A 22,838-nucleotide genomic window follows, 5' to 3' on the forward strand; every position below is an offset into this window, starting at 1 on the left:
CTGGACAAGCACCCCTTTACTTGCTGTTTAATTGCGAACCGATCGCAATAACAGATGATCTTCAATAGGGGTGGACGCATGACGGCCCGATCGATACGCGGCACGGTCGCCGCGGTGCTGGCCGGAGCACTGGCCCTCACCGCGGCGGCCTGCTCGAACCCGGATGGTTCGGGCGCGGATGGCGGGGCGAAGGACTCGGTGGTCGTCGGCATCGCCTACGAACCCGACAGCCTCAGCCCGCTCCTCGGCTACGGCAAGGACGGCAATTCCAAGATCTTCGACGGGCTGCTCGCCTACGACGCCGAGATGCGGCTCACGCCCGCGCTCGCCACCGCCCTGCCGACGGTGAGCGACGACGGGCTGACCTATACGTACCAGCTGCGCGAGGGTGTGAAGTTCAGCGACGGCAAGCCCTTCGGTGCCAAGGACGTCGTCTTCACGTACCGCACCATCCTGGACGAGAAGACCAACAACGCGTCCAGGACCGAGCTGGACGCCGTCAAGGACGTCAAGGCCCAGGGCGAGCACACCGTCGTCTTCACCTTGAAGTACCCCTACGCGCCGTTCGACCGGCGGACCGTCCTGCCCATCGTCCCGGAGCATATCGTGGGCGAACAGGACGTGAACACCGGTTCGTTCACCACGAAGCCCGTCGGTACCGGCCCTTATCTCCTCACCGGCTGGTCCAAGGGCGAGAAGATCGGTTTCAAGGCCAACCCGGACTACTGGGGCGGCGAGCCCCGGGTGAAGAAGTTCACCATGGCGATCATCAAGGACGACGACGTCCGCGCCACCCGGCTGCGCGCCGGCGAACTCGACGGCGCGATCCTGCCGCCCAACCTCGCCAAGGGTTTCGCCGAGGACAGCGGCCGTAAGACCTACGACGCCACGACCTACGACTACCGCACCGTCACCCTGCCGACCCACCACAAGGTCGCCGGCGACACCGCCGTCCGCAGAGCCCTCGACATCGCCGTCGACCGCGAGACCATGGTCGACAAGATCCTCGAAGGCGCGGGCAAGCCGGCCTACGGCCCGGTCCCCACCGGCAGCGAGTGGTTCGCCCAGGGCACCGAGCGCCGCTACGACCTCGAAGGGGCGCGGCGCATCCTCGACGAAGCGGGCTGGAAGCCGGGCAAGGACGGCGTACGCGTCAAGGACGGGGTGCGCGCCGCCTTCCCGCTCTGGTACCTCACCGGCGACAAGCTCCGCCAGGAACACGCCCTCGCCTACGCCTCCGACGCCAAGAAGGCGGGCATCGACATCACGACCCAGGCGGGCACCTGGGAGGTCATCGAACCGCGGATGAGGCAGGACGCGGTCCTGGCCGGCGGCGGTTCGCCGGGCGATCCGGACTTCGACCAGTACACCCTGCTCAAGTCGTCGCTCGCGGGCGACGGCTTCAACAACATGGCGTGGTACGACAACCCGGTCGTCGACCGGGCCCTCGACGACGGCCGCGAGAGCGGCGAACAGAGCGTGCGCAAGACCGCGTACGACACTGTCCAGCGGGAACTGGTGAAGAACCCCGGGTACACCTTCCTCACCCATATCGATCACCTCTATGTGGTGAACGACCGCTGGGACGGGCTGTCCACCCAGATCGAGCCGCACGACCACGGTCTGGCGTCAGGACCCTGGTGGAACATCGAGGACTGGACGCCCAAGAAATGAGCCGCCGCCTCCCCTGGGGGGCGATGGGCCGGCTGGCGGGGCGGCGGCTGGTGTTCGCCGCCCCGGTCCTCCTCGTGGTGACCTTCGGCGTGTTCGCTGTCGCCGCGGCCTCGCCCTTCGACCCCGTGAAGGCCTACGCGGGCACCGCCGGCCTCACCGCCTCGCAGAAGAACCTCGACCAGCTCCGGGTCAACCTCGGAGTGGATCAGCCACTGGTCCAGCGCTGGTGGAACTGGCTGACCCACGCGCTCGGCGGCGACCTCGGGGACTCCTCCGTACTGCGCGCGCCCGTCTCCGCCGTGATCGGCGAGCGGATCGGTTGGTCCACGCTGCTCGCCGTCACGGCCTTCGCCGTCGCCGTCCTGCTCGGCACCTCACTCGGCGTGCTCGCCGCGCGCAGGCCGGGCGGTCTGCTCGACCGCTGCGCCGGCTCGGCCGCTTACGTCCTGGAGGCCGCGCCCGCCTTCTGGCTCGGGCTCCTCGCGATCTGGTTCTTCGCGGTCACGCTCGGCGTGCTCCCGGCGGGCGGGCTCACCGACGCGGCGAGCGACACCGTCACCTTCGGGCAGGTCGCCTCGCATCTGGTGCTGCCCGCCGCCGTACTGGGCATCTCCCAACTGCCCTGGTTCTTCCTCTACGTACGCCAGGGGGTCACCGACGCGCTCGCCGAGGACCCCGTGCGCGGTGCCCGCGCCCGGGGCCTGAACGAACGCACCGTACTGCTCGGCCACGCGCTGCGCTCCGGCATGCTGCCGATGCTCACGCTCATCGGCTCCCGGGTACCCGAACTCATCACCGGCGCGCTGCTCGTCGAGACAGTCTTCAGTTGGCCCGGAATCGCCGCCGCCACCGTGCAGGCGGCCACCTCCGTGGACTTCGCTCTGCTCGCCGCGCTCACCGTGCTCGCCACCGCCGCCGTGCTGATCGGGAATCTGCTCTCCGATCTGCTCTACGGACTCGCCGACCCGAGAGTGGGTTTCGATGGCTGACACCACCGCCGGGCCGGTCACCACCGACCCGGCTACCAACGGCCCGGCCACCAACGGCCCGGTCGCCAACGGGCCGGAGTGGCGCTCGCACGGGCGCACCCGCCGCTCGACCCGCACGGTCCGGCTCCGTACCTCCGCCGTCATCGTGGCGGTCGTGGCGCTCGCCGTACTCGTCGTACCTGTGCTCGTCCCTCTCGATCAGCAGGCCGTCGACCTGGCGAGGAAACTCCAGCCGCCCTCCCTGGCGCATCCGTTCGGCACGGACGACGTCGGCCGCGATCTGCTGCTGCGCTGCGTCTACGGGCTGCGTGTCTCGCTGTTGGTCGGACTCGTCGCGGCGCTCGTCGCCACCGTCATCGGTACGGCGGTCGGCGCGGCGGCCGCGGCCCTCGGCGGCTGGACGGACCGGATCGTCATGCGGCTCGTGGACACCTTCTCGTCCGTACCGCATCTGCTGCTCGGCATCTTCATCGTCGCCATGTTCCGGCCCGGTGTCTGGCCGGTGATCGTGTCCGTGGCGCTCACCCACTGGCTCTCCACCGCCCGTATCGTCCGCTCGGAGGTGCTCTCGCTGCGCGCCCGTCCGTATATCGACGCGGCCATCTCGGGCGGCGCGTCACGCGGGCGCGTCATCGGCCGCCATCTCCTGCCCGGCGTCATGCCGCAGGCCGGACTCGCGGCCGTACTGATGGTGCCGCACGCGATGTGGCATGAATCCGCGCTGTCGTTCCTCGGGCTCGGCCTGCCCAGCCATCAGGCGAGCCTCGGCAATCTGGTGCAGACGGCGCGCGGTTCACTGCTCGCGGGCGACTGGTGGCCGACGCTCTTTCCCGGACTGTTCCTGATCGTTCCGACCCTCGCCCTCGCGGGTCTCGCGGGCGCCTGGCGGGAACGGATCAATCCACGCCGCCGATCGGAGCTGATGCTGTGACCACGCCCTCTCCGGCGGTCCCGCCGACCGGTCGCGCCGAGCCCGCCCCTTCCGTCGATCCCTCCGCTCCCGCTGCGCCCTCCGCTCGCGCCGAGTCCGGCGCTCCCGCGGAGTCCGTGCCGCCCGTGCTCTCCGTGCGCGGGCTCGGTGTGCGCTTCCGGATGCGCGGCGGCCGGCACATCGCCGCCGTCACCGACGCCGGCTTCGATCTCGCGGCGGGGGAGTGCCTCGCCCTCGTCGGTGAGAGCGGCTGCGGCAAGTCCGTCCTCGCCTCGGCCTTGCTCGGACTCCTGCCCGGCAACGCGCAGACCACCGGCTCCGCCGTCCTCGACGGCATCGATCTGCTCGCCGCCGACGAGCGCACGCTCGCGCGGACGGTACGGGGACGGCGCGTCGGCCTCGTACCGCAGAGCCCGGCCGCCCATCTCACACCCGTGCGAACGGTACGGGCCCAACTGGAGGAAACCGTAAGGGAACTGACCGGTACGCGCGGCCGGGAACTCCAGCGGGCCGCCGAGGCCGCCGCCGACCGCGCGGCCTTCCCCGCCGGCCATCTCGACCGCTATCCGCACGAACTCTCCGGCGGTCTCGCCCAGCGCGCCGCGACCGCGCTCGCCCTGATCGGTGATGCCCCACTGCTGCTGGCCGACGAACCGACCACCGGACTCGACCGGGATCTTGTGGACCGTACGGCCGACGAACTGCGACGGCACACCGACGAGGGCCGCGCCCTGCTGATGATCACTCACGATCTGGCGGCGGCCGAGCGGATCGCGGACCGCGTCGCCGTGATGTACGCCGGACGGATCGTCGAACTCACCGACGCGCGAGGCTTCTTCGGGGAACCCGGGCCGCGTCACCCCTATGCGCGCGGACTGCTCGACGCCCTGCCGGAGCGCGCGTTCACCCCCATCCCCGGCCTGCCCCCGGAACTCGGCGAGCTGCCCGCGGGCTGTGCCTTCGCGCCCCGCTGCGAACGCGCCACCGATCTCTGTGCCACACGACCGCCCTTCACGGACGGACTCGCCTGCCACCACCCCCGGGAGAGTTCCGGCGGGAGACCCGACGAGAGCGCCGAGGAGACCGTCCGTGCTTGAACTCCGCTCCATCACCGCCGGATACGAGCGGCGCGCCCCCGTCGTGCGGGACGTGTCCCTCACCCTCGCGCCCGGCACGTCGCTCGGGCTGCTCGGCCCCAGCGGCTGCGGCAAGTCGACCCTCGCGAGGGTCGCGGCGCTGCTGCACCGGCCCGACGCGGGGACCGTCACGGTCGACGGTCACCGCGTGACCGGCTGGCGCCACCGGGCCCCGAGGGAACAGCGGACCGCGATCGGCGTGGTCTTCCAGCAGCCACGGCTCTCGGCGGATCCCCGGCTGCGGCTCAGCGAGTTGATCGCCGAGCCGTTGCGCGCCACCGGCCGCCGGGCGGACCTCACGGCGCGCGTCGGCGAGCTGGCCCGCGCGGTGGGGCTCACCGGTGAGCTGCTGGGCCGCCGCCCGCACGAGGTCAGCGACGGCCAGCTGCAACGCGCCTGTCTGGCACGTGCGTTGGTGCTGCGCCCGCGCTGGCTGGTCTGCGACGAGATGACCGCGATGCTCGACGCCTCCACGACGGCCGCGCTGGTCGCCGTCGTCGAGGAGTACCGCCGCGAACACGGCGCCGGTCTGCTCGCCGTCGGCCATGACCGTGTCCTGCTGGAGCGCTGGTGCGACCGTACGGTCCGCTGGACGGAGATCACCGGGACCGGCTGAAGCGCGGATGGCGGGTGGGCGAACTCTGCGTAGGACGATATCGGCCGGGCCATGACAGGACCGATACTCGCCAGGACCGAGCCGACCGAGCCGGCCCGAGCCCCACCCGAGTCCGGTCACGTCCGGTCACGCCCGACCGAGCAGCACCGAGCTCCACCGCACCCCCATCGCGTCCCCCGGAGGCATCATGGCCCTCACCACCCGCCGCAGAGCCGTCAGCACGTTCGCCGCCGCGCTCGCGGGAGCCGTCGCGGCACCCGCGTACGCACAGGCGTCCTCGCGGACAGAGCGCGGCGACAGCGGCCCCCGGCCGCTGCGGTCGGCTCACGCCCACAACGACTATCTGCACCCCCGTCCCCTGCTCGACGCCCTGTCGCACGGCTTCACCAGCGTGGAAGCCGATATCTTCCTGGTCGACGGTGAGCTGCTGGTCGCCCACGAGGCCACCGAACTCGACCCGTCCCGAACTCTCCGCGGGCTCTATCTCGATCCGCTCCTGGCGCGCGTGCGGGCCAACCACGGTTCCGTGTACCGGGGTTACCACCGGCCGGTGCAGCTGCTCATCGACATCAAGACGGACGGTGTCGCCGCCTACGCCGAGCTGCACCGCCAACTGACCGGCTACCGCTCGATGCTGAGCCGTTACACCAACGGCTCGGTGCGCGCGGGCGCGGTCACCCCCGTCATCTCCGGCGACCGCGCGGCCCGTGCCCCGATGGAGGCGCAGCGCGTACGGTACGCCTTCTACGACGGACGGCTCGATGACCTCGGGACGGCGGCCCCGGCCTCCTTCATCCCGCTCATCAGCAGCAACTGGACCCAGAGCTTCAGCTGGCAGGGCGTGGGCGCGTTCCCCGCCGCCGAACGCGCCGAGCTGCGACGCGTCGTCGACGCCGCCCATGCGCGCGGCCAGCGGGTGCGCTTCTGGAGCACGCCCGATCTGCCGGGGCCCGCGCGGGACGCGGTCTGGACCGAGTTGCTGGCCGCCGGGGTCGACCATCTCAATACGGATGACCTCGCGGGCCTCGAACGTTTCCTCCGTCAGCACCGCCGGTAGCCCGTAACGGGGAACCCGAGGTCAACCACCCGTACGGCGGACACGCCAGTCGGCCTACCCAGCCTCCTCCTCCGCCACACTGGCGGCCGAAAGCCGCGATCCGGTGCGGCGGAGGAGGTTCTCGATGGCTATTTCGATCTCAGTGATTCTGCTACTGGCGATCCTCGCGGTGGTCTTCCTGCGTAACGGGGGACTGAAGTTCTGGCACGCGACGGTCTGCGTCCTGCTCGGGTTCTTTCTCGCGGGCACGAGCATGGCGCCGACCATCGCGAACGGGATCTCCACCACGGCGGGCGTGGTCAGCGGCCTTCACCCCTGACCGGCCCGCCCGGGTCCCCGGGGCTATGTCCCCACCAGCCGCGACCTGATGAGGAAGCGCACCCCCTCGGGGGCCTCCAGGGAGAAGCCGCTGCCGCGTCCCTTCACCACATCGACGATGAGCCGGGTGTGCCGCCACGCCTCGTACTGGCTCACCGACATCCAGAAGGGCACCGGCTCGGCGACCCCCTCGATCTCCAGGGACTGGAGCAGTACATCGGAACCGCCCGTACGGAACTCACCGTCCGGATAACACATGGGCGCGCTGCCGTCGCAGCAGCCGCCCGACTGGTGGAACATCAGCGGCCCGTGGTCCGCCCGTAGCCGCCGGATCAGTTCGGCGGCCGCGGGGGTCACCTCGACGCGCGGCTCCGGTGGTTCCTGCGGGCGCCGCGGTTGCTTCAGTGGTTCCCCGGGGGAAGTCTGCTCGTCCATGGTCTCTCCGCCGCCGTCGGTCATCGCTCATCGATCCGCGCTCATCGATCCGCGCCCTCAGGGACCCAGTCAACTCCCCCCGACGTTGCGAGACGGTTGCACGCGGACCGCGTCGCGGCCCCGGTCCCGGTCCCGGTCCCGAGTATCGGACAGGCACCCGCCCGCCGCCACAGGGCCGCGTCGGCCCCTCAGCCGGCGGTGCCGCAGAACTCGGCCTCCAGCACCGGCCCGATCCCGGCGGAGTCCCAGTCCCCGTTGAGGTTGAGGGCGAACGAGTGGCCGCCGTCCTCGGTCGTCATCGCGTAGGAGAGCGAGCCGATCCAGCCACCGCCGTGGCCCCATACCCGGGTTCCGCAGCTCGCCGTGAGCTGCTCGATGCCGAGACCGTAACCGGAGTCGAAGACCGTCGTCTTCATCGCCTTCAACTGCCCAGGGGCCAGCAGCCCGACCACGCTCGTACGTGCCCTGTGCCGTCGTGTCGCCAGGTCAGCTCCTCGTCGCGGGGGGACCGCCTCCCGGGAAGAGACCTGAACGGGGAGTCAGGGGTTGAGAGCGCGAATCCGGGCGAAGCCCCGCGCGAGCACGGAAGACGCGTCGCGGGGCTTCGCCCTACCGCCGGCGAGTGGCGATCAGCCCAGCATCTCCTCGATGAGATCGGCGGCCCGCGTGGTGCCGCCCTCGGCTCGCGTCTCGGCACGGAGCAGCGCCGAGCGGTGCGTCACCGCCGGATCGGCGACAAGTTCACGCAGCGCGGTCAGCAGGGTCTCGGCGGTGGCTTCCGCCGTGTCGAGACGGCGGGCCACGCCCAGTTCCACGAGCCGGTCGGCGTTCATGAACTGCTCGGCGCCCTGCGGAACGGCGATCATCGGAACACCGGTGTACAGCCCTTCGCCGCTGCCGCCCATTCCCGCATGCGTGACAAACGCGTCGGCCTGTTCCAGGACCGTCAGTTGGGGCACCCAGGAGTGGACCTCGACATTGGGCGGGATATCGCCGAGTTCCCGTGGGTCGGTGTACTTCCCGATCTGGAGCACGACATGCCAGCCGGGCAGATCGCCATAGGCAGCCAGGCACTGGCGGTAGAACTCCGGCCTGCGCGTGTACGCCGAGCCCAGGGAGATCAGCAGCACCTTCTCCGCGTCGGCCGGACGTGTCCAGTCCCCGTCACTCGCCCGCGCGCCGGGACAGGGGCCGACGAACGTCACCGTGTCGGTGTCGACCTGGTCCGCGTGTGGTTGCATCGCGCGGGGGATCAGCGCGAGGGCCCGGCCGGGACGGCCGGAGAAGGTATCCACGTCCGTGGTGGACGCCCCGCACCCGTCGAGCCACCGCGCGAATCGCGCGCGGTAGGCGTCGGCGCCCGGCAGCCGCCGCACGTGCGCCGCGACCTCCTGGTCGTAGCCCTGCCAGGCGACGAAGGTCGGGGACAACTGCATGAGGGGCCGGTTCCGCGCCTCGGCGAGGGCGCGCGCGGCGTAGGCGCCGATGTCGTACAGGTAGAGGTCCGCGGGGTCATGGTCGTAGACGGCGCGCAACCGCGGAAGCGCCTGAATCGCGTCGTCGAGGAACAGGCCCATCGCGGCGATGGGGTCGTCGGGCCAGTTGTTGTCGGCCACCGGCAGCACGGAGCCGCAGGGGACGAACTCGGCGCCGGTGGCCGCGATCAGGTCGGCCACCGCGGGGTCGTTGGCGTACGTCACCCGGTGGCCACGGGCCACCAGTTCGCGGATGATCTCAAGGCTCGGCAGGACATGACTGACGACGGGGATGCCGACCATCGCGACATGGGCACGGCGACGGGACATGGACGATCACTCTCACATTCAGGTCTACGGCGAAAGGACACGGCGAACCGGTGCGCCACCACTGCCCGTACGACGACGGCTGTGATGGCGACACGCGGGTGTCCGCGACGGGAGCGGGGCGCGGCCCCGTCCGTGTCAGCCGTAGATCTGATGGAAGTACATAGCCCCGGACTCTAATCCGCCTCCGGATTCCTGGCCACCCCGGTGCGGACCGGTGCGGTGCGATCATGGGACCGGATACCGACACGCGACCCCCGCGGATACCGCGACCCCCGCGGATACCGCTACGCAACCGATAAGGAAACGTTCGCCATGCCTGTGCCCGCGCCTGTGCCCGCCGACGCGACAGTCATCCATCCGATGCCCGATCAGCCGCGAGTGGTGCTGCTCAGGCCGCTGGTGACGTCGCCGCTGATCGAGGTCGGGGAGTACTCCTACTACGACGACCCGGACGACCCGACGGCGTTCGAGACCCGCAATGTGCTCTACCACTACGGCCCGGAGAAGCTTGTCATCGGCAAGTTCTGTGCGCTGGGCACGGGCGTCCGGTTCATCATGAACGGTGCCAACCACCGCATGGACGGCCCGTCGACGTTCCCCTTCCCGACCATGGGCGGTTCATGGGCCGAACACTTCGACCTGCTCACCGGCCTGCCGGGGCGCGGTGACACCGTCGTCGGCAATGACGTCTGGTTCGGCTACGACACGATGGTGATGCCCGGCGTACGGATCGGCCACGGCGCGATCATCGGCTCCGGCGCCGTGGTCACCACGGATGTGCCCGACTACGGGATCGTCGGCGGGAACCCGGCCCGGCTCATCCGTACCCGTTACAGCGAAGAGGATGTGGCCCGGCTGCTGGCAGTGGCCTGGTGGGACTGGCCGGCGGAACACATCACCGAGCATGTGCGCACGATCATGTCGGGGAGCATCGCCGATCTCGAAGCCGCCGCCCCGGACACCCCCGGTATCTGACACCGTGAGGACCTCCCACTCCCGGCTGTTGGAGATTGCCATGAGCGAACGCCTTGTTCACACGGTCGAAGTGCCTCTGGTCGAGGGCGGTGACGAGACGATTCGAGTGCAGATCCGTGAAGTGGACGAAACTCTCGTCCGAGTCGGCCGCGGCAGCCGCTCCGTGGCACGGGCCGAGCGGTCGTTCGGTCAAATGCTGGACACCGTACGGCCCGTGGCGGAGAGCTTCGTGGGGCGGTTGCGCGGGATGGCGAACTCGCCCGACGAGATCACGCTGGAGTTCGGGGTGTCGCTGTCGGCCGAGGCCGATGTCGTCATCGCCAGTACCGCGACGGCCGCGAACTTCTCGGTGAGTCTGACATGGAACAGGAGCGAAGCGGCGGCCTCAACGCCGGATACCCCGCAGGGTAGTTGACACGCGGGGCACGGGGCTCAGCCGTCGGTGTGCGACGGCGGCGGAGCGCTTGTGTCGCCCAGGATCAGCTTCATCGGGATAAGGCTGGGTTCGCCGTCGAATGCCGACGTCATAAGGAGTTCGAGTGTCTCCACGGCGATCCTGCCGAGTTCGTTTCTGGCCCCGGAAACCGTCGTGAGGCGGCCCGGGGACGGCCGGCGGTCGAGTGCGAGATCATCGCAGCCGATGACGGACATGTCCGTGGGGACCGTGACTCCGCGTTCCTCCAGCGCGGCCAGCGCACCCAGAGCGACCAGGTCGTTGTACGCGACGATCGCGGTGGCGTCGGGGTCGGACAGGGCGGTGACGGTCTGATAGCCGTGGCGGCTCGTCGTACCGCACGGGACGACCGTCACCTGAAGGCCGAAGGCCGCCGCGGCGTCGAAGGCCCGGATCCGCTCGGCGTTGGCCCATGAGGTCTCCGGGCCGCTGAGGTAGAGCGCCCGGCGATGGCCGAGTTGGGTCAGATGTCCGCAGACCAGGGCCATACCGCCGTAGAAGTCCACCGAGACGGAGGGGGTGCTCAGGCCGGGGGCCATCCTGTTCACCAGGACCATGGGCCGGGAGTGCAGGGCGAGTTCGGCCAGGGACGCGCGGTCCATACGGGTCGAGCAGAGCAGGACTCCGTCGCAGGACCTCATCAGATCGAGGGCGAGTTCGTACTCGCTCGCGGCGTCTTCGTCCGATTCCATGATCATGACGCGCCGCCCATAGGTCCGGGCCGTGCGAGAAACCGCTTTCAGAATATTCGGGAAGTAGGGATTCGCCAGATCGGGGACGAGCACGCCGATCGCGCCCGCCTCGCCCCTCGCGAGTCCTTGCGCGGCGGCGTTCGGGCGGTATCCGAGGTCGGCCACCGCGTCCTGGACGCGCCGGGCCAGCGATGGATCGACCTTGGCGGTGCCATTGAGTACGCGAGAGACCGTGGACGTCGAGACGCCGGCCGCCGCGCCCACGTCTCGGATGGTCACCCGGGACCGATCGGGCCCGCTCGTCCTGTCGACCCGTTCCCGCGACCTGCTCAAGGACCGCCTCCGATTCCGATTCGGTGAGTGGGACCGCGTGCCGCCGGGCGCGCGGGCGACCGTGACCGGCCGGGTCGGACCGGGGCGCCCACACCAGCCGGCCGCGCCGACCCGACCGCATGCTCGGTACCCAATCATGCCGAGGCGGGCCGCGTGCCCACACCCCGCTCCGCACCTCGTCCCGCACGACGGGTCCCGCCGGTCGAACGGCGACTGCCCTCACTGTGAAAACGTTCTCTTGAATCTAGCAGGTGCGGGGGAGATTCCTGTGGTGTGTTCACATCATCACAGGTCAGAGGTGTGATGCTGCGAAGGTCCAGTCGTTCCAAAAAGTTGATCTTGTGAAAACGCTTGCACAGACCCATCGCCGTCCCTAGCCTCATCCGCACCTCGGACCCTTCGGTTCGGCGTGGACGAGTGCGGGAGGTCATTGATGCTCAGGAGAAATTGGGTAGGTGTGGCGGCGGTTCTGGCGCTGCTGGGGACGACGCTGGCCGGCTGTGGCACGAGCGGAGGCGGCTCCGCGTCATCCACGCTCACCATCTGGGACTTCTCGGCGGAGCAGACCGACTTCCATAAAAAGGTCGCCGCCCAGTACGCCAAGGAGAATCCGGGCAAAACGATCGAGTGGCGGTCGATCTCCCAGGACGAATACGTGAAGACCCTGCCGCTCGCCTTCCAGAGCAAGCAGGGCCCGGACATCTTCTACTGGCGGCCGGCCGGTCCGACGGACATGGCCCAGCTGCTCGACCAGAAGTGGATCCAGCCGCTGAACGGCGACGGCAAAGTCCCGAAGTCCTTCACCGACCGCTGGCCCGAGGGCTCCTTCGTGGAGGGGATCAATACCCGTGACGGGAAGACATACGGCTTCCCGTTCTCGGAGAACCTGTACTGGGGTCCGGGCTACATGTTCCTCAACAAGAAGGTGTTCGAGGACGCCGGGCTCGACGCTGCCAAGCCTCCCCGTACCTGGTCGGAACTGACCGAAGCCTGCGCGCGGATCACCGGCGAGACGGACGCGTCCTGCATAGCCTCCCCCAGCAAGGGACTTGACCTCCAGCGCATCTGGTTCGCACTCGCGTCGGGGGTTTCGACGGACCTCTTCTTCGACTTCCAGAAGGGCAAGTTCAGCCTGGACGATCCGCGGTCGCTGAAGACGTTCTCGTTCATCCAGGACCTTCAGAAGAAGAAGTACATCGCACCGGGGCTCAACGACAAGAACTTCAGCCGCCAGCAGTTCGCCGTGGGGCAGGCGGGTATCTACCTGGACGGAACCTGGGCGCCCAGCGCCTGGAACAGCCAGGGTTTCCAGGCCGACCAGTACACCGTCGCGCCGCGCCCCGTTCCGGACGGCGGCGCGACCGGCGCCCTGGCCCGCCAGCACGACGGCAACAAGTACTGGGTGAGTGCGCAGAGCAAGAAGTCCGCGGACGCCTGGAAGTTCCTTCAGTGGATGACCGATCCCGACGGGTTCTTCGCCAAGGAATACCTCAAAGCGGGCTTCGGGACCCTCGCCTTCACGGACAACGCCGCGCTGATCGAGGATCCCGCCATCCAGAAGATCATGAAAGTCGCGGACCAGCCGGGCTACCGCGTCGAGGTGCCGGTGCCGGTAAGGAAATGCCCCGATCTCGTCAGGTCGAATGCCTATGTCAAGGCCATCTCCGAGCGGCCCAACTGGGAGTACGAAGCGATGGTCGAGGCCCTTACGTCAGGAAAGCCGCTCGCCCCCGAGGCGAGGAAACTCGTCGCCGAACGCCAGCGGATCCTCGAATCGGAGCTCAAGAAGGAAGCGGCGTCGGGCCTCAAGGTGTCGATCGACTGCTACACCTTCCCGGACTGGAAGTACACCGAGGACTACCCACGGGAGAAGTACCAGAAGTAGCCCGGTAACTCTCCCCGGCCGGTGATCCTTCGATCGCCCCAGAACAGAACCAAGGAACTCTCTATGGTCTCCGCACGGACCGCCGCGCCACCGCCTCAGGCGGCATCGGCACCCATGCCGCACGACGACACACGGCGCAACGACACACGACGGGTTCAGCCGACCGATGGTGAGCGCCCCCGCGAGCGGGCCAAAGGGTGGAACCGAGTATGGGTCGCGCTCTTCCTCGCGCCCTTCCTCCTGCTCTACCTGGGCTTCACTCTCTGGCCGCTGGCGGCCACGGTCTACTACTCCTTCTTCGACTGGTCGGGCAGCGGACCGGTGGAGAACTTTGTCGGACCGGGCAACTACCGCTCCATTCTCACCGACGAGCTGTTCTGGCTGGCAGTCGCCAACACCCTGATCTTCGCGGTCCTCACCACGGTCATCAAACTTCCGCTCTCTCTGATAGCGGCCGTGCTCTTCACCCGGAAATGGCTGCGGGGAAAGAAGTTCTTCCGTACGACGTTCTTCGCCCCGCTCATCATTCCGGTAGCCATGGCAGGACTCGTCTTCACCTATCTGCTCAACCCGTCCAACGGCGCCCTCAACGCCCTGCTCCGGGACATCGGCGTCATCGACGAGTCGGTGGATGTCTTCGCCTCCCGCTGGAGCGCGTTGTTCGCCCTGGTGCTCATCTCGGTATGGCAGGTCTTCGGTCAGTACGTCATCTACTGGATGGCCGCCATCCAGAACGTGCCCGAGGAGCTGTACGAGGCCGCCGAACTCGACGGCGCCACGGAATGGCAGAAACTCACCCGCATCACCCTGCCCATCATCAAACCGGTGGCCGTCGTCATCCTGCTGCTCGGACTCGTCAACGCCATGCACGTGTTCGGGCTCGTCGTCACCCTCACCGGTGGCGGTCCCGGCACCAGTACCTACGTCATCTCGTACTTCATCTACGACCGGGCGTTCGCCTCCGTGCCCTTCTCCTACGGCTACGCTTCCGCGGCCGCTCTTCTCTTCTCCGTCATCGCCTTCCTCATCGTGATGGGCCAGGGCTTCTTCGTGAGCCGCGCACAGAAGCTCCGGAAGGAGTACGGAGTCTGATGGACGACAAGAAAAAGCGTCTCCCCCTGGGCAGGGGAACGCGCGCCAACCTCATCGCTCTGCCGCTGCTCCTGATCGTCTCGCTCCTATGGGTCTACCCGTTCCTGTGGACGATCTCCGGAGCGTTCAAGACGCAGGCGGGCCTGTTCACCGGCGGGGCGAGTCTGATACCCGACCAGCTGAACTTCGACAATTTCCGGCGGGCCTGGGTGAACGCGGGATTCTCCCGCTACTTCTTCAACACCGTTCTGTACACGGTGGTCTCCACGTTCGTGGAACTGGTGAAGTCGGCGCTGTGCGGCTACATTCTCGCGCGGTACGAATTCCCCGGCCGCAAGCTACTGCACCGCACGATCGTCGCGACGCTGTTCATCCCCGTCGCCTCCATCATCATCCCGCAGTTCGTACTCGTGGAGCAGCTCGGCCTTCTCAACACCAGGGCAGGCGTGATCCTGGCGATGTCCGGCGCGGCGGGAGCGCTGTACGTACTCCTGTTCATCGGTTTCTTCTCCAGCGTGCCCCACGATCTGTTCGACGCGGCCAAGCTGGACGGCGCCGGATTCCTGCGCACCTTCTGGCTCGTGCTGCCGCTCGCGAAACCGGTGATCGCGGTCGTGGTGATCTTCCAGTTCGTCACCAACTGGAACGAGTTCAACATCCCCCTGGTCTTCACCCTGGGCCAGCCGGAGCTCCAGAACCTCGCGGTCGGAATGCTCTCGTTCAAGGGCGAACACGCCGTCGACTGGACCGGGTTCGCGGCCGGAATGACGATTTCGGTCATCCCGATGCTTTTCGTCTTCCTCTTCTTCCAGAGCTACTTCGTGCGCGGCCTGGCCGGCGCGACCAAGGAGTGACCCGAGTGACCCGATCGAATCCCACCGGCTCGGACGGAGTCTTCGCCTACACCTGGGACATCGTGGGCGACCCGGCCGCCGCCGAGCGACTGGCCGCGCTGGGGGTCGGCTCGGTGACGCTCCAGGCGAGCTACCACGCCGTACGGGCGATCACTCCCCGCCACCCGCACCACCGCGTCGTGCACGCCACGCACGCCGCCGCGTACTTCCCACTGTCGACGGACATCTGGCGAGGCCAGCGGCTGAGGCCTCTCGCCCCCTCCTGGGGCGTCGAGGCGCCCGACCGGTTCGGCGCGGCGGCCACCGCGCTGGGGCAGGCGGGACTGCGTACGGAGGCATGGCTCGTACTCACCCACTCCTCGGTACTCGGCGCGCGAGCCCAGGAACTGACCGTGCGCAACGCGTACGGCGAGCGGTACACATACGCGCTCTGCCCGGCGCACCCGGACGTCGCGGCGTACGCCGTCAACCTCGCCCGGGAGATCTGCTCCCGCTACGACGTGCCGACGCTGATGCTGGAGGCCTGCGGCTGGCTCGGCTTCGAGCACGGCAGCCACCACGAGAAAACCGAGGGCGCCGACCTCTCCTCCGGCTGCCGCGCGCTGCTGTCCGTCTGCCTGTGCGCGTCCTGCGGCGCCGCGCTCGCGGGCGGCGGGTTGGACCCCGATGACCTGGCACGTGACATCCGCACCGCCGTCGACGGGGAACTGAAGGAGGGACGCCCGGTCGCCGCCACCCTGGGCGAGACACTCGGCGAAGACCGCGCCCAGCTGCTCTTCGACCATCGCCGGTCCGTGATCACCGGGCTGGCCCGCCGTATCGCCGCCGTCGCGGACGGGCGTGGGCTGCTGCTGATGGCGGAGGACAACCCGCAGGCGACCGGGCCCGACAGCGCGCTGGACCTCACCCGGTACGACGGGCCGGCCGACGCCTACGTCCTCAAGTGCTGGGACGAGCCGGACGCCGCGCTGACCCGGGTGAAGAGCGCGGCTCTGAACACCGCCGTGCCGATCGTCGCCAATGTCTCCGTCATAGAGGACCCGCCGGGCGAGCTGGCGTCCCGGATCGCCGGGCTGCGCGCCGCCGGCGCGCGCCACTTCCGCTTCTACCACGCGGGATTGGCGTCTTCCGCCAGGCTCGATGCCCTGCGCTCCGCTGTACGAGGAGGATGAATGACACTCAACGGCATCCACGCCATGGATCCGGCCCGCTTCGCGTCCGCGCCCCGGCTCGAACCGGCGCTGTACGGGGAGAGTTCGGTGCGCGACGTCGTCACCGCCGACCGGATGGAGTGCGCGGCATGAGCGACGCCACGAGCGGAGGACCGTACACCCTGGTGATGCTGCCGCCGCGGGCACCGGCGACCGAGGAGTGGGCCGAGCGGCTGGAGCGGGAGCTGCCCGGACTCCGCGTCCTCCGACCGCTGCTGCCACAGGATGTCGCGCGAGCGCTGCGGGAGGCGGACGCCGCGTACGGCGCCCTTCCCGAGGATCTGCTGCCGCACGCCGTACGGCTGCGCTGGCTCCAGGTCCCGCAGGCAGGGCCCCCGCCCGGCTTCTACTACCCGGCGCTGATCGAACACCCCGTCCGTGTCACCAACATGCGCGACACCTACACCGACCATGTGGCCACGCACACCCTGGCGCTCGTCCTGGCCCTGGCGCGCGGCCTGCCCCGCTATATGCGCGATCAGCAGGCCGTGCGGTGGGAACCCGACTGGGACCCCGATTCCGTGGTGCCCCTGGCGGAGAGCCGTGCCCTGGTCGTCGGAGTGGGCGCCGTGGGCGCGGAGGTGGGGCGGCTGCTCGATGCCTTCGGCACCGAGGTCGAAGGCATCGATCCCCGGCGTACGGGCGAGGTCACGGGCTTCACCCGGATCCACCCGGCGGACCGGCTCGACGCCCGGCTCCCCCTGGCGGACTTCGTGGTGCTGACCGTGCCACACACCCCGCACACCGAAGGGCTGGTCAACGCCGCACGGCTCGCCCGTATGAAACCCACCGCCTGCTTGGTCAACATCGGGCGCGGGCCCACCGTACGGCTCGACGCGCTCGTACGGGCGCTCGACGCGGGTCAGCTGCGCGGGGCCGCGCTCGATGTGTTCGAGACCGAGCCGCTGCCGGCGGACCACCCGCTGTGGCGCCGCCCCGACGTCCTCATCACGCCGCATGTCGCGGGCGCCGGTCCGCACGCGGAGGAGCGGCGGTTCGCCGTGCTGCGGGAGAACGCCCGGAGATTCATGGCCGGTGAACCGCTGATCCACGTGGTGGACAAGGCCGAGTGGCACTGAAAGCGGACCCGGGAACGGCGACAACGAAAGGAGGCGGTACCCCCAGCCCGGCAATCGATCATTTCCCAGAACAGGAGTCGCACATGAACAAGATCACGTCCCCCCACACCTACCGCCGCCGTGCGGTATACGCCCTCACCACCTTGGGACTCGGCGCCACGCTGCTCACCGGCCCCACGGCCGTCGCGGCACAGAGTGCCTGCCCCTCACCCTCCACGGTCCTCGGGATGACCAGCGACTGGAAGATCCAGCTGCCGGTCGACGACCCCGACGCCTCGGGTACCCAGCCGCTGGAGATCAAGCAGCCCGCCCTCGCCTCGTACAACAACGCCCCCTGGTTCACACCGACGTCCGCGTGTGACGGGGTGCGGTTCCGTGCCGCCGTGAACGGAGCCACCACCACGAACACGTCCTACCCGCGTTCGGAGCTGCGGGAGATGACCAACGGCGGCAAGAGCAACGCCAGTTGGTCGTCCACCTCGGGCACTCACACTCTCATCGTCGACCAGGCGATCAACCGACTGCCTCAGACGAAGAGCCATGTGGTGGCCGGCCAGATCCACGACGGCAACGACCGGTCGGTCTTCCGCCTGGAAGGCACCAAGCTCTACGTCACCAAGGACAACGACACCCACTACAAGCTCGTCACCGACAACTACCAGCTCGGAACGGTCTTCGAGGCGAAGTTCATCGTCGGAGGCGGCAACATCAAGGCGTACTACAACGGGGTGCTGCAGACCACCATCCCGGTGAAGTTCACCACCGGTTACTTCAAGGCGGGCGTCTACACCCAGGCGAACTGCGGCAATTCCTCGCCCTGCGACACGAGCAACTACGGCGAGGTGACCCTGTACAACGTCAGCGTCCGGCACAGCTGAGCCGCCACGACTGATCCACACCTGATCCACAACTGAGCCCGCGCCGGCGGGCCGCCCCGCCGGGCGGCCCGCCGGTCGGCGTCGAGGCCCGGCGAGCCATAGTCATTGACGTCGATAATTTGATGCCCATGATGAAATGTGTGACGGTTGATCTCGTCGACGCCCACGCTCGCCCACTACGTCCCCCTCGGGGCGAGGCGAGCGCGAGGTACGCATGTGCGCGAGGTACGCAGATGACGGGTCGGCCTGGAGGGAATGGCTCATGTCAGGCAACGCGGACCTGCTCCGCTTGGCGTCGGACCTCGAAGCGAGGCGAGCCGCACTGCTGGTCTCCGGCGACGCGGACGCGCTGGCCGGTCTCCTCTCCGAGGAGCTCTACTACGCCCACTCGACGGGGCTGCTGGACGACAAGCAGTCCTTCATCGAGAAGTTCCGCGACGGCGCGTTCGTCTTCCGGTCCGTCGACGCCCGAGTGGAGTCGGCCCGAGGACTGGGGGAGTCCGCGTTCCAGGCCGCCGGGGTGCTCGAACTGCTGGTTCTGGTCGATGGCGTAGAGCGGCGGATCGTGGCCGTCTACCTCGTGGTCTGGCGGCAGGAGGAGGGGGCCTGGCGACTGGTCGGTCATCAGGCCACCACCGCGCCCACCGGACGGGCGGGAACGACGGCGCGCTCAACTCTCTGACCTTCTGGGAAGGAATCGAGGAATCATGAAAAGGCTTGCCGGAAAAGTGGCCCTCATCAGTGGGGGTGCGCGTGGGATGGGTGCGGCTCACGCACGCGCGATCGTCGCCGAAGGCGGCAAGGTGGTCGTCGGGGATCTGCTCGACACGGAAGGCCAGGCACTGGTCAAGGAGATCGGCACGGACGACGCCGTGTACGCGCACCTTGACGTGACGAGCTATTCCGCCTGGGAAGCCGCTGTCCGAACGGCGGAGGACGCGTTCGGATCCCTCAGTGTCCTGGTGAACAACGCGGGTGTCATGAACTTCGGGAGTCTGGAGGAGTACAGCCTCGAAAGCTGGGAGAAGATCATGTCGATCAATGTGACGGGTCAATTCCTCGGCGCCAAGGCGGCCCGTGCGAGCCTGATCCGTTCCGCCCCCGCCTCCGTCGTCAATGTGTCATCGGTTGCGGGATTCCGGGGTTTCGCGGGGCTCCATGGATACAACGCGTCGAAGTTCGCGCTGCGCGGTCTGACCAAGTCCCTCGCCCTGGAGCTCGCCGAGTTCCGTGTCCGGGTCAACTCGGTGCACCCCGGCGCTGTCGCCACGGCGATGACCGACGGTCTCGACGTGGCTCAGCTGAACCCCATGAAGAGGGTCGCCGACCCGGCGGAGATCTCGGGGCTCATCGTCTACCTGGCCAGTGACGAATCGAGCTTCGCCACGGGCTCCGAGTTCATCGTCGACGGAGGTGAGCTGGCCGGCGGCGGGACGATCGCCGCGGGCTGATACGCGACGACGACAGCGGGAGAGGGCGCCGGATCCTGGCGCCCTCTCCCGCTGTCGTCGTCATGGCCACCGCACGTCATCCCTGATTCGACGTTGTAGTGGAAAATTCGACATGAGTGACGTACCGTGGGGTGTGACGGTGGAAAGGTGAGCCGCGTGCTCTCAGCGCGGCCCGGCCAAGGGAGTGTGTGCGGTGACCGAGCAGAACTACGACGTGATCGTCGTCGGAGGCGGATCCGCGGGAGCGGTTCTCGCGAATCGCCTGACCGAGGACGCCTCCCGGAAGGTGCTCCTGCTGGAAGCGGGACGGGCGTACGCCCCCGACGCGTACCCCGAGGTGATTCGAGACAGCGGCCGGGTGGGCGGCGACGCGGACCACGACTGGGGCTACTCCGCCACCACGGGCCGGGGCGGCAACGAGATCCCGGCTCCGCGGGGCAAGGTGCTCGGCGGCAGCTCCGGCGTCAACGCGGGGGTCGCGCTTCGCGCGCGTCCCGCCGACTTCGCCGCCTGGCGCGCCCATGGCCTCTCGGGCTGGACCGACCCGGAGACGCTGGAGGCGTACAAGCGGCTGGAGACCACCTCGGCCGGTGAGGACAGCCTCCGCGGGCGCTCGGGGCCGCTGCCCATCCATCAGCTGGGATATGAGGAGCTGACCCCGTCGCTCCAGGCGTTCATCGACGCCGCGGCAGACGAGGGGTTCAAGCGGCTGAGAGACGTCAACGGAGTCGACCAGGACGGAGTCACGGCCTACCAGCTCAACGTACTTTCCGGGGTCCGCCGGAACACGGGCATGGCCTATCTGACCGACGAGGTTCGCCGGCGCCCGAACCTGACCATCCGCGGGGGCGCGGAGATCGACCGGCTGCTCATCGACAACGGTGAGGCCCGAGGAGTCGTGACGACCGACGGTATGGTCTTCACCGCGGGCGAGGTGATTCTCTCCGCCGGCGCCTTCGGCAGCCCCGCGATCCTGATGCGCTCGGGCATCGGCCCGGCCGACCAGCTGCGGGCCCTCGGCATCCCCGTCGTGGCCGACCTGCCGGTGGGCCTGCGTCTGCGGAACCAGCCCTTCTACTTCAACGTGTACTCGCTGCGCCCTGGCAAGCTCGGCATGACGCCGCCGGGAGGCGCGCTGGTCTGGACGGCGACCAGCGAGGCAGACGAGGACGAGCTGGACCTTCATATCTCGGCGACTCACCTCATCGATCCGGCATTCAGCCCGACCGGCGGCGCCATCGTGCTCGCGGTGTCGATCGTACGGCCGGACTCGACCGGAACCCTCCGGCTCCGGAGCCGTGACCCCAAGGACGCCCCGCTCATCGACTACAACTTCCTCGCCGAGCCTCGTGATGTGCGGCGCATGGTGGAAGCGGTCAAGCTCAGCCGGCGCATCGGGGCCAACGAGGTGTTCGCGAAGGTCGCCCAGGCCGAACTGCTGCCCGGGGACGCCGTCCAGGACGACGCGACGCTCGAAGGCGTCATCCTCGACAACCTGGGCTCCTACGAGCACCCCACCTCGACTGTGCCCATGGGCGGCGACGACGACGAATGGGCCGTGGTGGACAGCGTGGGCGCGGTGCGCGGGGTCGGCAATCTGCGTGTGGTGGACGCCTCGATCTTCCCCGAGATCCCGTCGACCGCCACCAACCTGACGGCCATCATGGCCGCCGAATACGTCTTCCGGCAGGCGTACGGCAAGTGACTCACCGGACCCCGTTCGGGCGGGCGGCCGGCACCCGCCCGAACGACTCGGTGGGTGTCGGCCTCCGGCCCGGCGGCCAGGACCTCACGTCCGACTGATCCCGTCGTCGACCCTCACGTACAGTGCGGTCAACTCACGTACTGTGCGGTCAAAGGGAGAGGGGTCGGTGCCCCGGTGAAGGCAGTCGTCGGGAGCGTTGACATGTCGCGCGGTGCGCGTCTGGCCGCCCACAGCGCCGTTTCCACCTCGCTGGCCCTGTGCGGTGATCGCGAACTGCGCGACCTCGTGGACACGGCCGCGCCGCTGGGTTCCGGTATCGGCGGGACGTCGGCGCTGCTTGAGGTCGACGGGACCCCGGTCTTCGTCAAGCGGGTGCCACTGACCGATCTGGAGAGGCAGCCGGCGAACACCCGGTCCACGGCGAACCACTTCGGGCTGCCCACCTTCTGCCAGTACGGCATCGGCGGCCCGGGCTTCGGGGTCTGGCGGGAGCTGGCCGTACACACCATGACGACGAACTGGGTGCTCGCGGAGGAGTACGAGGGCTTCCCTCTGATGTACCACTGGCGGATGCTGCCGGACCCCGGGCAGTCGCTTCCCGAAGAGCTGGCCGATGTGGACGGGGCCGTCGCCTACTGGGGAGGCGGGCCGGAGGTGCGCCGCCGTATCGAGGCACTGCGAGATTCCTCGGCGAGCGTCGCGCTGTTCCTGGAGTACATCCCCCACAACCTGCACGAGTGGCTGGGCGCTCAGGTCGAGGCCGGCGACGAGGCGGCCGAGCGGGCCTGCGCCATGGTGGCGAGGCAACTGGAAGCCGGGACCTCGTTCATGAACGCCCGCGGCCTCCTGCACTTCGACGCCCACTTCCAGAACATCCTGACCGACGGTGAGCGTCTGTTCTTCGCGGACTACGGCCTCGCGATCTCCTCGCGGTTCGAGCTGTCGAAGGAGGAGGCCGATTTCGTCGCCGAGCACCAGAACTATGACCGTTGCTATACCGCCACACATCTGGTGATGTGGCTCGTCACCGCCCTGTACGGGTACGAGCGGGACGAGCGGGACGCGTTCGTGCGCGCGTGCGCTCAGGGGGAGCGCCCGACGGGAATCCCGCCGGAGGTCGCGGCGATCCTCACCCGCCATGCCCCTCTCGCCGCGGTGATGACGGGCTTCTACCGCAAGCTCCAACTGGAGAGCAGGCAGACGCCCTATCCGCTGGAGGAGATCCGCCGGATCGGCGAGCCGTACGACTGACCCGGGCGCCCGTCGGA

The 22,838-nt window shown here is 68.9% G+C and carries 24 protein-coding genes; 20 read left to right on the forward strand and 4 right to left on the reverse strand.

What is annotated here, in order from left to right:
- Positions 1-78 precede the first annotated feature (78 nt).
- From AB0M67_RS05545 to AB0M67_RS05575, 7 genes are all read left to right on the forward strand, one after another.
- Positions 79-1,674 (forward strand): ABC transporter substrate-binding protein, encoded by a 1,596-nt coding sequence (locus AB0M67_RS05545; protein ID WP_365742926.1) that lies wholly within the window; start codon positions 79-81, stop codon positions 1,672-1,674.
- Entirely contained in the window at positions 1,671-2,663 is a 993-nt protein-coding gene (locus AB0M67_RS05550; protein WP_365742927.1) for an ABC transporter permease, read from the forward strand. Before AB0M67_RS05545 ends, AB0M67_RS05550 begins: the two co-directional genes overlap by 4 nt.
- On the forward strand, positions 2,656-3,594 hold the full coding sequence (locus AB0M67_RS05555) for an ABC transporter permease (protein WP_365742929.1): 939 nt from the start codon (positions 2,656-2,658) through the stop codon (positions 3,592-3,594). The genes AB0M67_RS05550 and AB0M67_RS05555 overlap by 8 nt, the downstream gene beginning before the upstream one ends.
- Positions 3,595-3,755: 161 nt before the next feature.
- Positions 3,756-4,691 carry an ABC transporter ATP-binding protein gene (locus tag AB0M67_RS05560; protein ID WP_365743687.1) on the forward strand — a complete coding sequence of 312 codons (936 nt, stop codon included), beginning with the start codon at positions 3,756-3,758 and terminating at the stop codon, positions 4,689-4,691.
- Positions 4,684-5,346 (forward strand): ATP-binding cassette domain-containing protein, encoded by a 663-nt coding sequence (locus tag AB0M67_RS05565; protein ID WP_365742931.1) that lies wholly within the window; start codon positions 4,684-4,686, stop codon positions 5,344-5,346. Before AB0M67_RS05560 ends, AB0M67_RS05565 begins: the two co-directional genes overlap by 8 nt.
- 187 nt (positions 5,347-5,533) lie before the next feature.
- Positions 5,534-6,403: a phosphatidylinositol-specific phospholipase C/glycerophosphodiester phosphodiesterase family protein gene (locus tag AB0M67_RS05570; RefSeq protein ID WP_365742933.1), complete on the forward strand. Its 870-nt coding sequence runs from the start codon at positions 5,534-5,536 to the stop codon at positions 6,401-6,403.
- 124 nt (positions 6,404-6,527) lie between these two features.
- Positions 6,528-6,722 (forward strand): hypothetical protein, encoded by a 195-nt coding sequence (locus tag AB0M67_RS05575; RefSeq protein ID WP_249950282.1) that lies wholly within the window; start codon positions 6,528-6,530, stop codon positions 6,720-6,722.
- 23 nt (positions 6,723-6,745) lie between these two features.
- Here AB0M67_RS05575 and AB0M67_RS05580 read toward each other — a convergent pair whose 3' ends face one another.
- The 3 genes from AB0M67_RS05580 to AB0M67_RS05590 all read right to left on the reverse strand — a co-directional run bounded on the left by AB0M67_RS05580 (position 6,746) and on the right by AB0M67_RS05590 (position 8,961).
- Positions 6,746-7,156, reverse strand: a complete 411-nt coding sequence (locus AB0M67_RS05580; protein WP_365742935.1) for a DUF779 domain-containing protein — start codon at positions 7,154-7,156, stop codon at positions 6,746-6,748.
- A 188-nt stretch (positions 7,157-7,344) separates the two neighbouring features.
- Positions 7,345-7,608, reverse strand: coding sequence for a hypothetical protein (locus AB0M67_RS05585; protein WP_365742937.1), 264 nt, complete (start codon positions 7,606-7,608; stop codon positions 7,345-7,347).
- Positions 7,609-7,785: 177 nt separating this feature from the next.
- Entirely contained in the window at positions 7,786-8,961 is a 1,176-nt protein-coding gene (locus AB0M67_RS05590; protein WP_365742939.1) for a macrolide family glycosyltransferase, read from the reverse strand.
- Positions 8,962-9,273: 312 nt separating this feature from the next.
- On the opposite strand from AB0M67_RS05590, the gene AB0M67_RS05595 reads away from it, so the two are divergent.
- Both AB0M67_RS05595 and AB0M67_RS05600 read left to right on the forward strand, forming a co-directional pair.
- Positions 9,274-9,936: a CatB-related O-acetyltransferase gene (locus AB0M67_RS05595; RefSeq protein WP_365742941.1), complete on the forward strand. Its 663-nt coding sequence runs from the start codon at positions 9,274-9,276 to the stop codon at positions 9,934-9,936.
- Between the two features lie 40 nt (positions 9,937-9,976).
- Positions 9,977-10,351: a CU044_2847 family protein gene (locus AB0M67_RS05600; protein WP_365742943.1), complete on the forward strand. Its 375-nt coding sequence runs from the start codon at positions 9,977-9,979 to the stop codon at positions 10,349-10,351.
- 17 nt (positions 10,352-10,368) lie between these two features.
- On the opposite strand, the gene AB0M67_RS05605 is transcribed toward AB0M67_RS05600, so the two are convergent.
- On the reverse strand, positions 10,369-11,361 hold the full coding sequence (locus AB0M67_RS05605; RefSeq protein WP_365742944.1) for a LacI family DNA-binding transcriptional regulator: 993 nt from the start codon (positions 11,359-11,361) through the stop codon (positions 10,369-10,371).
- A gap of 511 nt (positions 11,362-11,872) precedes the next feature.
- On the opposite strand from AB0M67_RS05605, the gene AB0M67_RS05610 reads away from it, so the two are divergent.
- From AB0M67_RS05610 to AB0M67_RS05660, 11 genes are all read left to right on the forward strand, one after another.
- Positions 11,873-13,300 (forward strand): extracellular solute-binding protein, encoded by a 1,428-nt coding sequence (locus AB0M67_RS05610; protein WP_365742946.1) that lies wholly within the window; start codon positions 11,873-11,875, stop codon positions 13,298-13,300.
- Between the two features lie 63 nt (positions 13,301-13,363).
- A complete protein-coding gene (locus tag AB0M67_RS05615) occupies positions 13,364-14,392 on the forward strand; it encodes a sugar ABC transporter permease (protein ID WP_365742948.1) in 1,029 nt (342 codons plus the stop codon).
- Positions 14,392-15,246, forward strand: coding sequence for a carbohydrate ABC transporter permease (locus AB0M67_RS05620; RefSeq protein ID WP_365742950.1), 855 nt, complete (start codon positions 14,392-14,394; stop codon positions 15,244-15,246). Before AB0M67_RS05615 ends, AB0M67_RS05620 begins: the two co-directional genes overlap by 1 nt.
- Positions 15,247-15,251: 5 nt before the next feature.
- On the forward strand, positions 15,252-16,418 hold the full coding sequence (locus AB0M67_RS05625; RefSeq protein WP_365742952.1) for a hypothetical protein: 1,167 nt from the start codon (positions 15,252-15,254) through the stop codon (positions 16,416-16,418).
- Complete coding sequence (locus AB0M67_RS05630; RefSeq protein ID WP_365742954.1) at positions 16,419-16,550, forward strand: hypothetical protein; 132 nt, start codon at positions 16,419-16,421, stop codon at positions 16,548-16,550. It begins immediately after the preceding gene.
- Positions 16,547-17,536, forward strand: a complete 990-nt coding sequence (locus AB0M67_RS05635; RefSeq protein WP_365742956.1) for a D-2-hydroxyacid dehydrogenase — start codon at positions 16,547-16,549, stop codon at positions 17,534-17,536. The genes AB0M67_RS05630 and AB0M67_RS05635 overlap by 4 nt, the downstream gene beginning before the upstream one ends.
- A gap of 83 nt (positions 17,537-17,619) precedes the next feature.
- Positions 17,620-18,414, forward strand: a complete 795-nt coding sequence (locus tag AB0M67_RS05640; protein WP_365742958.1) for a polysaccharide lyase family 7 protein — start codon at positions 17,620-17,622, stop codon at positions 18,412-18,414.
- Positions 18,415-18,676: 262 nt separating this feature from the next.
- Positions 18,677-19,096 carry a nuclear transport factor 2 family protein gene (locus AB0M67_RS05645; protein WP_365742960.1) on the forward strand — a complete coding sequence of 140 codons (420 nt, stop codon included), beginning with the start codon at positions 18,677-18,679 and terminating at the stop codon, positions 19,094-19,096.
- A 25-nt stretch (positions 19,097-19,121) separates the two neighbouring features.
- On the forward strand, positions 19,122-19,865 hold the full coding sequence (locus AB0M67_RS05650; RefSeq protein ID WP_365742961.1) for an SDR family oxidoreductase: 744 nt from the start codon (positions 19,122-19,124) through the stop codon (positions 19,863-19,865).
- Between the two features lie 193 nt (positions 19,866-20,058).
- Positions 20,059-21,570, forward strand: coding sequence for a GMC oxidoreductase (locus tag AB0M67_RS05655; protein ID WP_365742963.1), 1,512 nt, complete (start codon positions 20,059-20,061; stop codon positions 21,568-21,570).
- 201 nt (positions 21,571-21,771) lie between these two features.
- The gene (locus AB0M67_RS05660; RefSeq protein WP_365742965.1) at positions 21,772-22,821 is read left to right on the forward strand and encodes a protein kinase family protein; all 1,050 of its coding nucleotides are present in this window, start codon (positions 21,772-21,774) and stop codon (positions 22,819-22,821) included.
- Positions 22,822-22,838 lie beyond the last annotated feature (17 nt).

The sequence above is a fragment of the Streptomyces sp. NPDC051662 genome, from assembly GCF_040681655.1.
Classification (GTDB): domain Bacteria; phylum Actinomycetota; class Actinomycetes; order Streptomycetales; family Streptomycetaceae; genus Streptomyces.

Excerpts from the sequence above, each read along its gene's own strand:
- AB0M67_RS05545 (WP_365742926.1), top strand. The coding sequence starts at position 79 with ATGACGGCCCGATCGATACGCGGCACGGTCGCCGCGGTGCTGGCCGGA.
- AB0M67_RS05550 (WP_365742927.1), top strand. The coding sequence starts at position 1,671 with ATGAGCCGCCGCCTCCCCTGGGGGGCGATGGGCCGGCTGGCGGGGCGG.
- AB0M67_RS05555 (WP_365742929.1), top strand. The coding sequence starts at position 2,656 with ATGGCTGACACCACCGCCGGGCCGGTCACCACCGACCCGGCTACCAAC.
- AB0M67_RS05560 (WP_365743687.1), top strand. The coding sequence starts at position 3,756 with ATGCGCGGCGGCCGGCACATCGCCGCCGTCACCGACGCCGGCTTCGAT.
- AB0M67_RS05570 (WP_365742933.1), top strand. The coding sequence starts at position 5,534 with ATGGCCCTCACCACCCGCCGCAGAGCCGTCAGCACGTTCGCCGCCGCG.
- AB0M67_RS05575 (WP_249950282.1), top strand. The coding sequence starts at position 6,528 with ATGGCTATTTCGATCTCAGTGATTCTGCTACTGGCGATCCTCGCGGTG.
- AB0M67_RS05580 (WP_365742935.1), bottom strand. The coding sequence starts at position 7,156 with ATGGACGAGCAGACTTCCCCCGGGGAACCACTGAAGCAACCGCGGCGC.
- AB0M67_RS05590 (WP_365742939.1), bottom strand. The coding sequence starts at position 8,961 with ATGTCCCGTCGCCGTGCCCATGTCGCGATGGTCGGCATCCCCGTCGTC.
- AB0M67_RS05595 (WP_365742941.1), top strand. The coding sequence starts at position 9,274 with ATGCCTGTGCCCGCGCCTGTGCCCGCCGACGCGACAGTCATCCATCCG.
- AB0M67_RS05600 (WP_365742943.1), top strand. The coding sequence starts at position 9,977 with ATGAGCGAACGCCTTGTTCACACGGTCGAAGTGCCTCTGGTCGAGGGC.
- AB0M67_RS05615 (WP_365742948.1), top strand. The coding sequence starts at position 13,364 with ATGGTCTCCGCACGGACCGCCGCGCCACCGCCTCAGGCGGCATCGGCA.
- AB0M67_RS05620 (WP_365742950.1), top strand. The coding sequence starts at position 14,392 with ATGGACGACAAGAAAAAGCGTCTCCCCCTGGGCAGGGGAACGCGCGCC.
- AB0M67_RS05630 (WP_365742954.1), top strand. The coding sequence starts at position 16,419 with ATGACACTCAACGGCATCCACGCCATGGATCCGGCCCGCTTCGCGTCC.
- AB0M67_RS05635 (WP_365742956.1), top strand. The coding sequence starts at position 16,547 with ATGAGCGACGCCACGAGCGGAGGACCGTACACCCTGGTGATGCTGCCG.
- AB0M67_RS05640 (WP_365742958.1), top strand. The coding sequence starts at position 17,620 with ATGAACAAGATCACGTCCCCCCACACCTACCGCCGCCGTGCGGTATAC.
- AB0M67_RS05645 (WP_365742960.1), top strand. The coding sequence starts at position 18,677 with ATGTCAGGCAACGCGGACCTGCTCCGCTTGGCGTCGGACCTCGAAGCG.
- AB0M67_RS05650 (WP_365742961.1), top strand. The coding sequence starts at position 19,122 with ATGAAAAGGCTTGCCGGAAAAGTGGCCCTCATCAGTGGGGGTGCGCGT.
- AB0M67_RS05660 (WP_365742965.1), top strand. The coding sequence starts at position 21,772 with ATGTCGCGCGGTGCGCGTCTGGCCGCCCACAGCGCCGTTTCCACCTCG.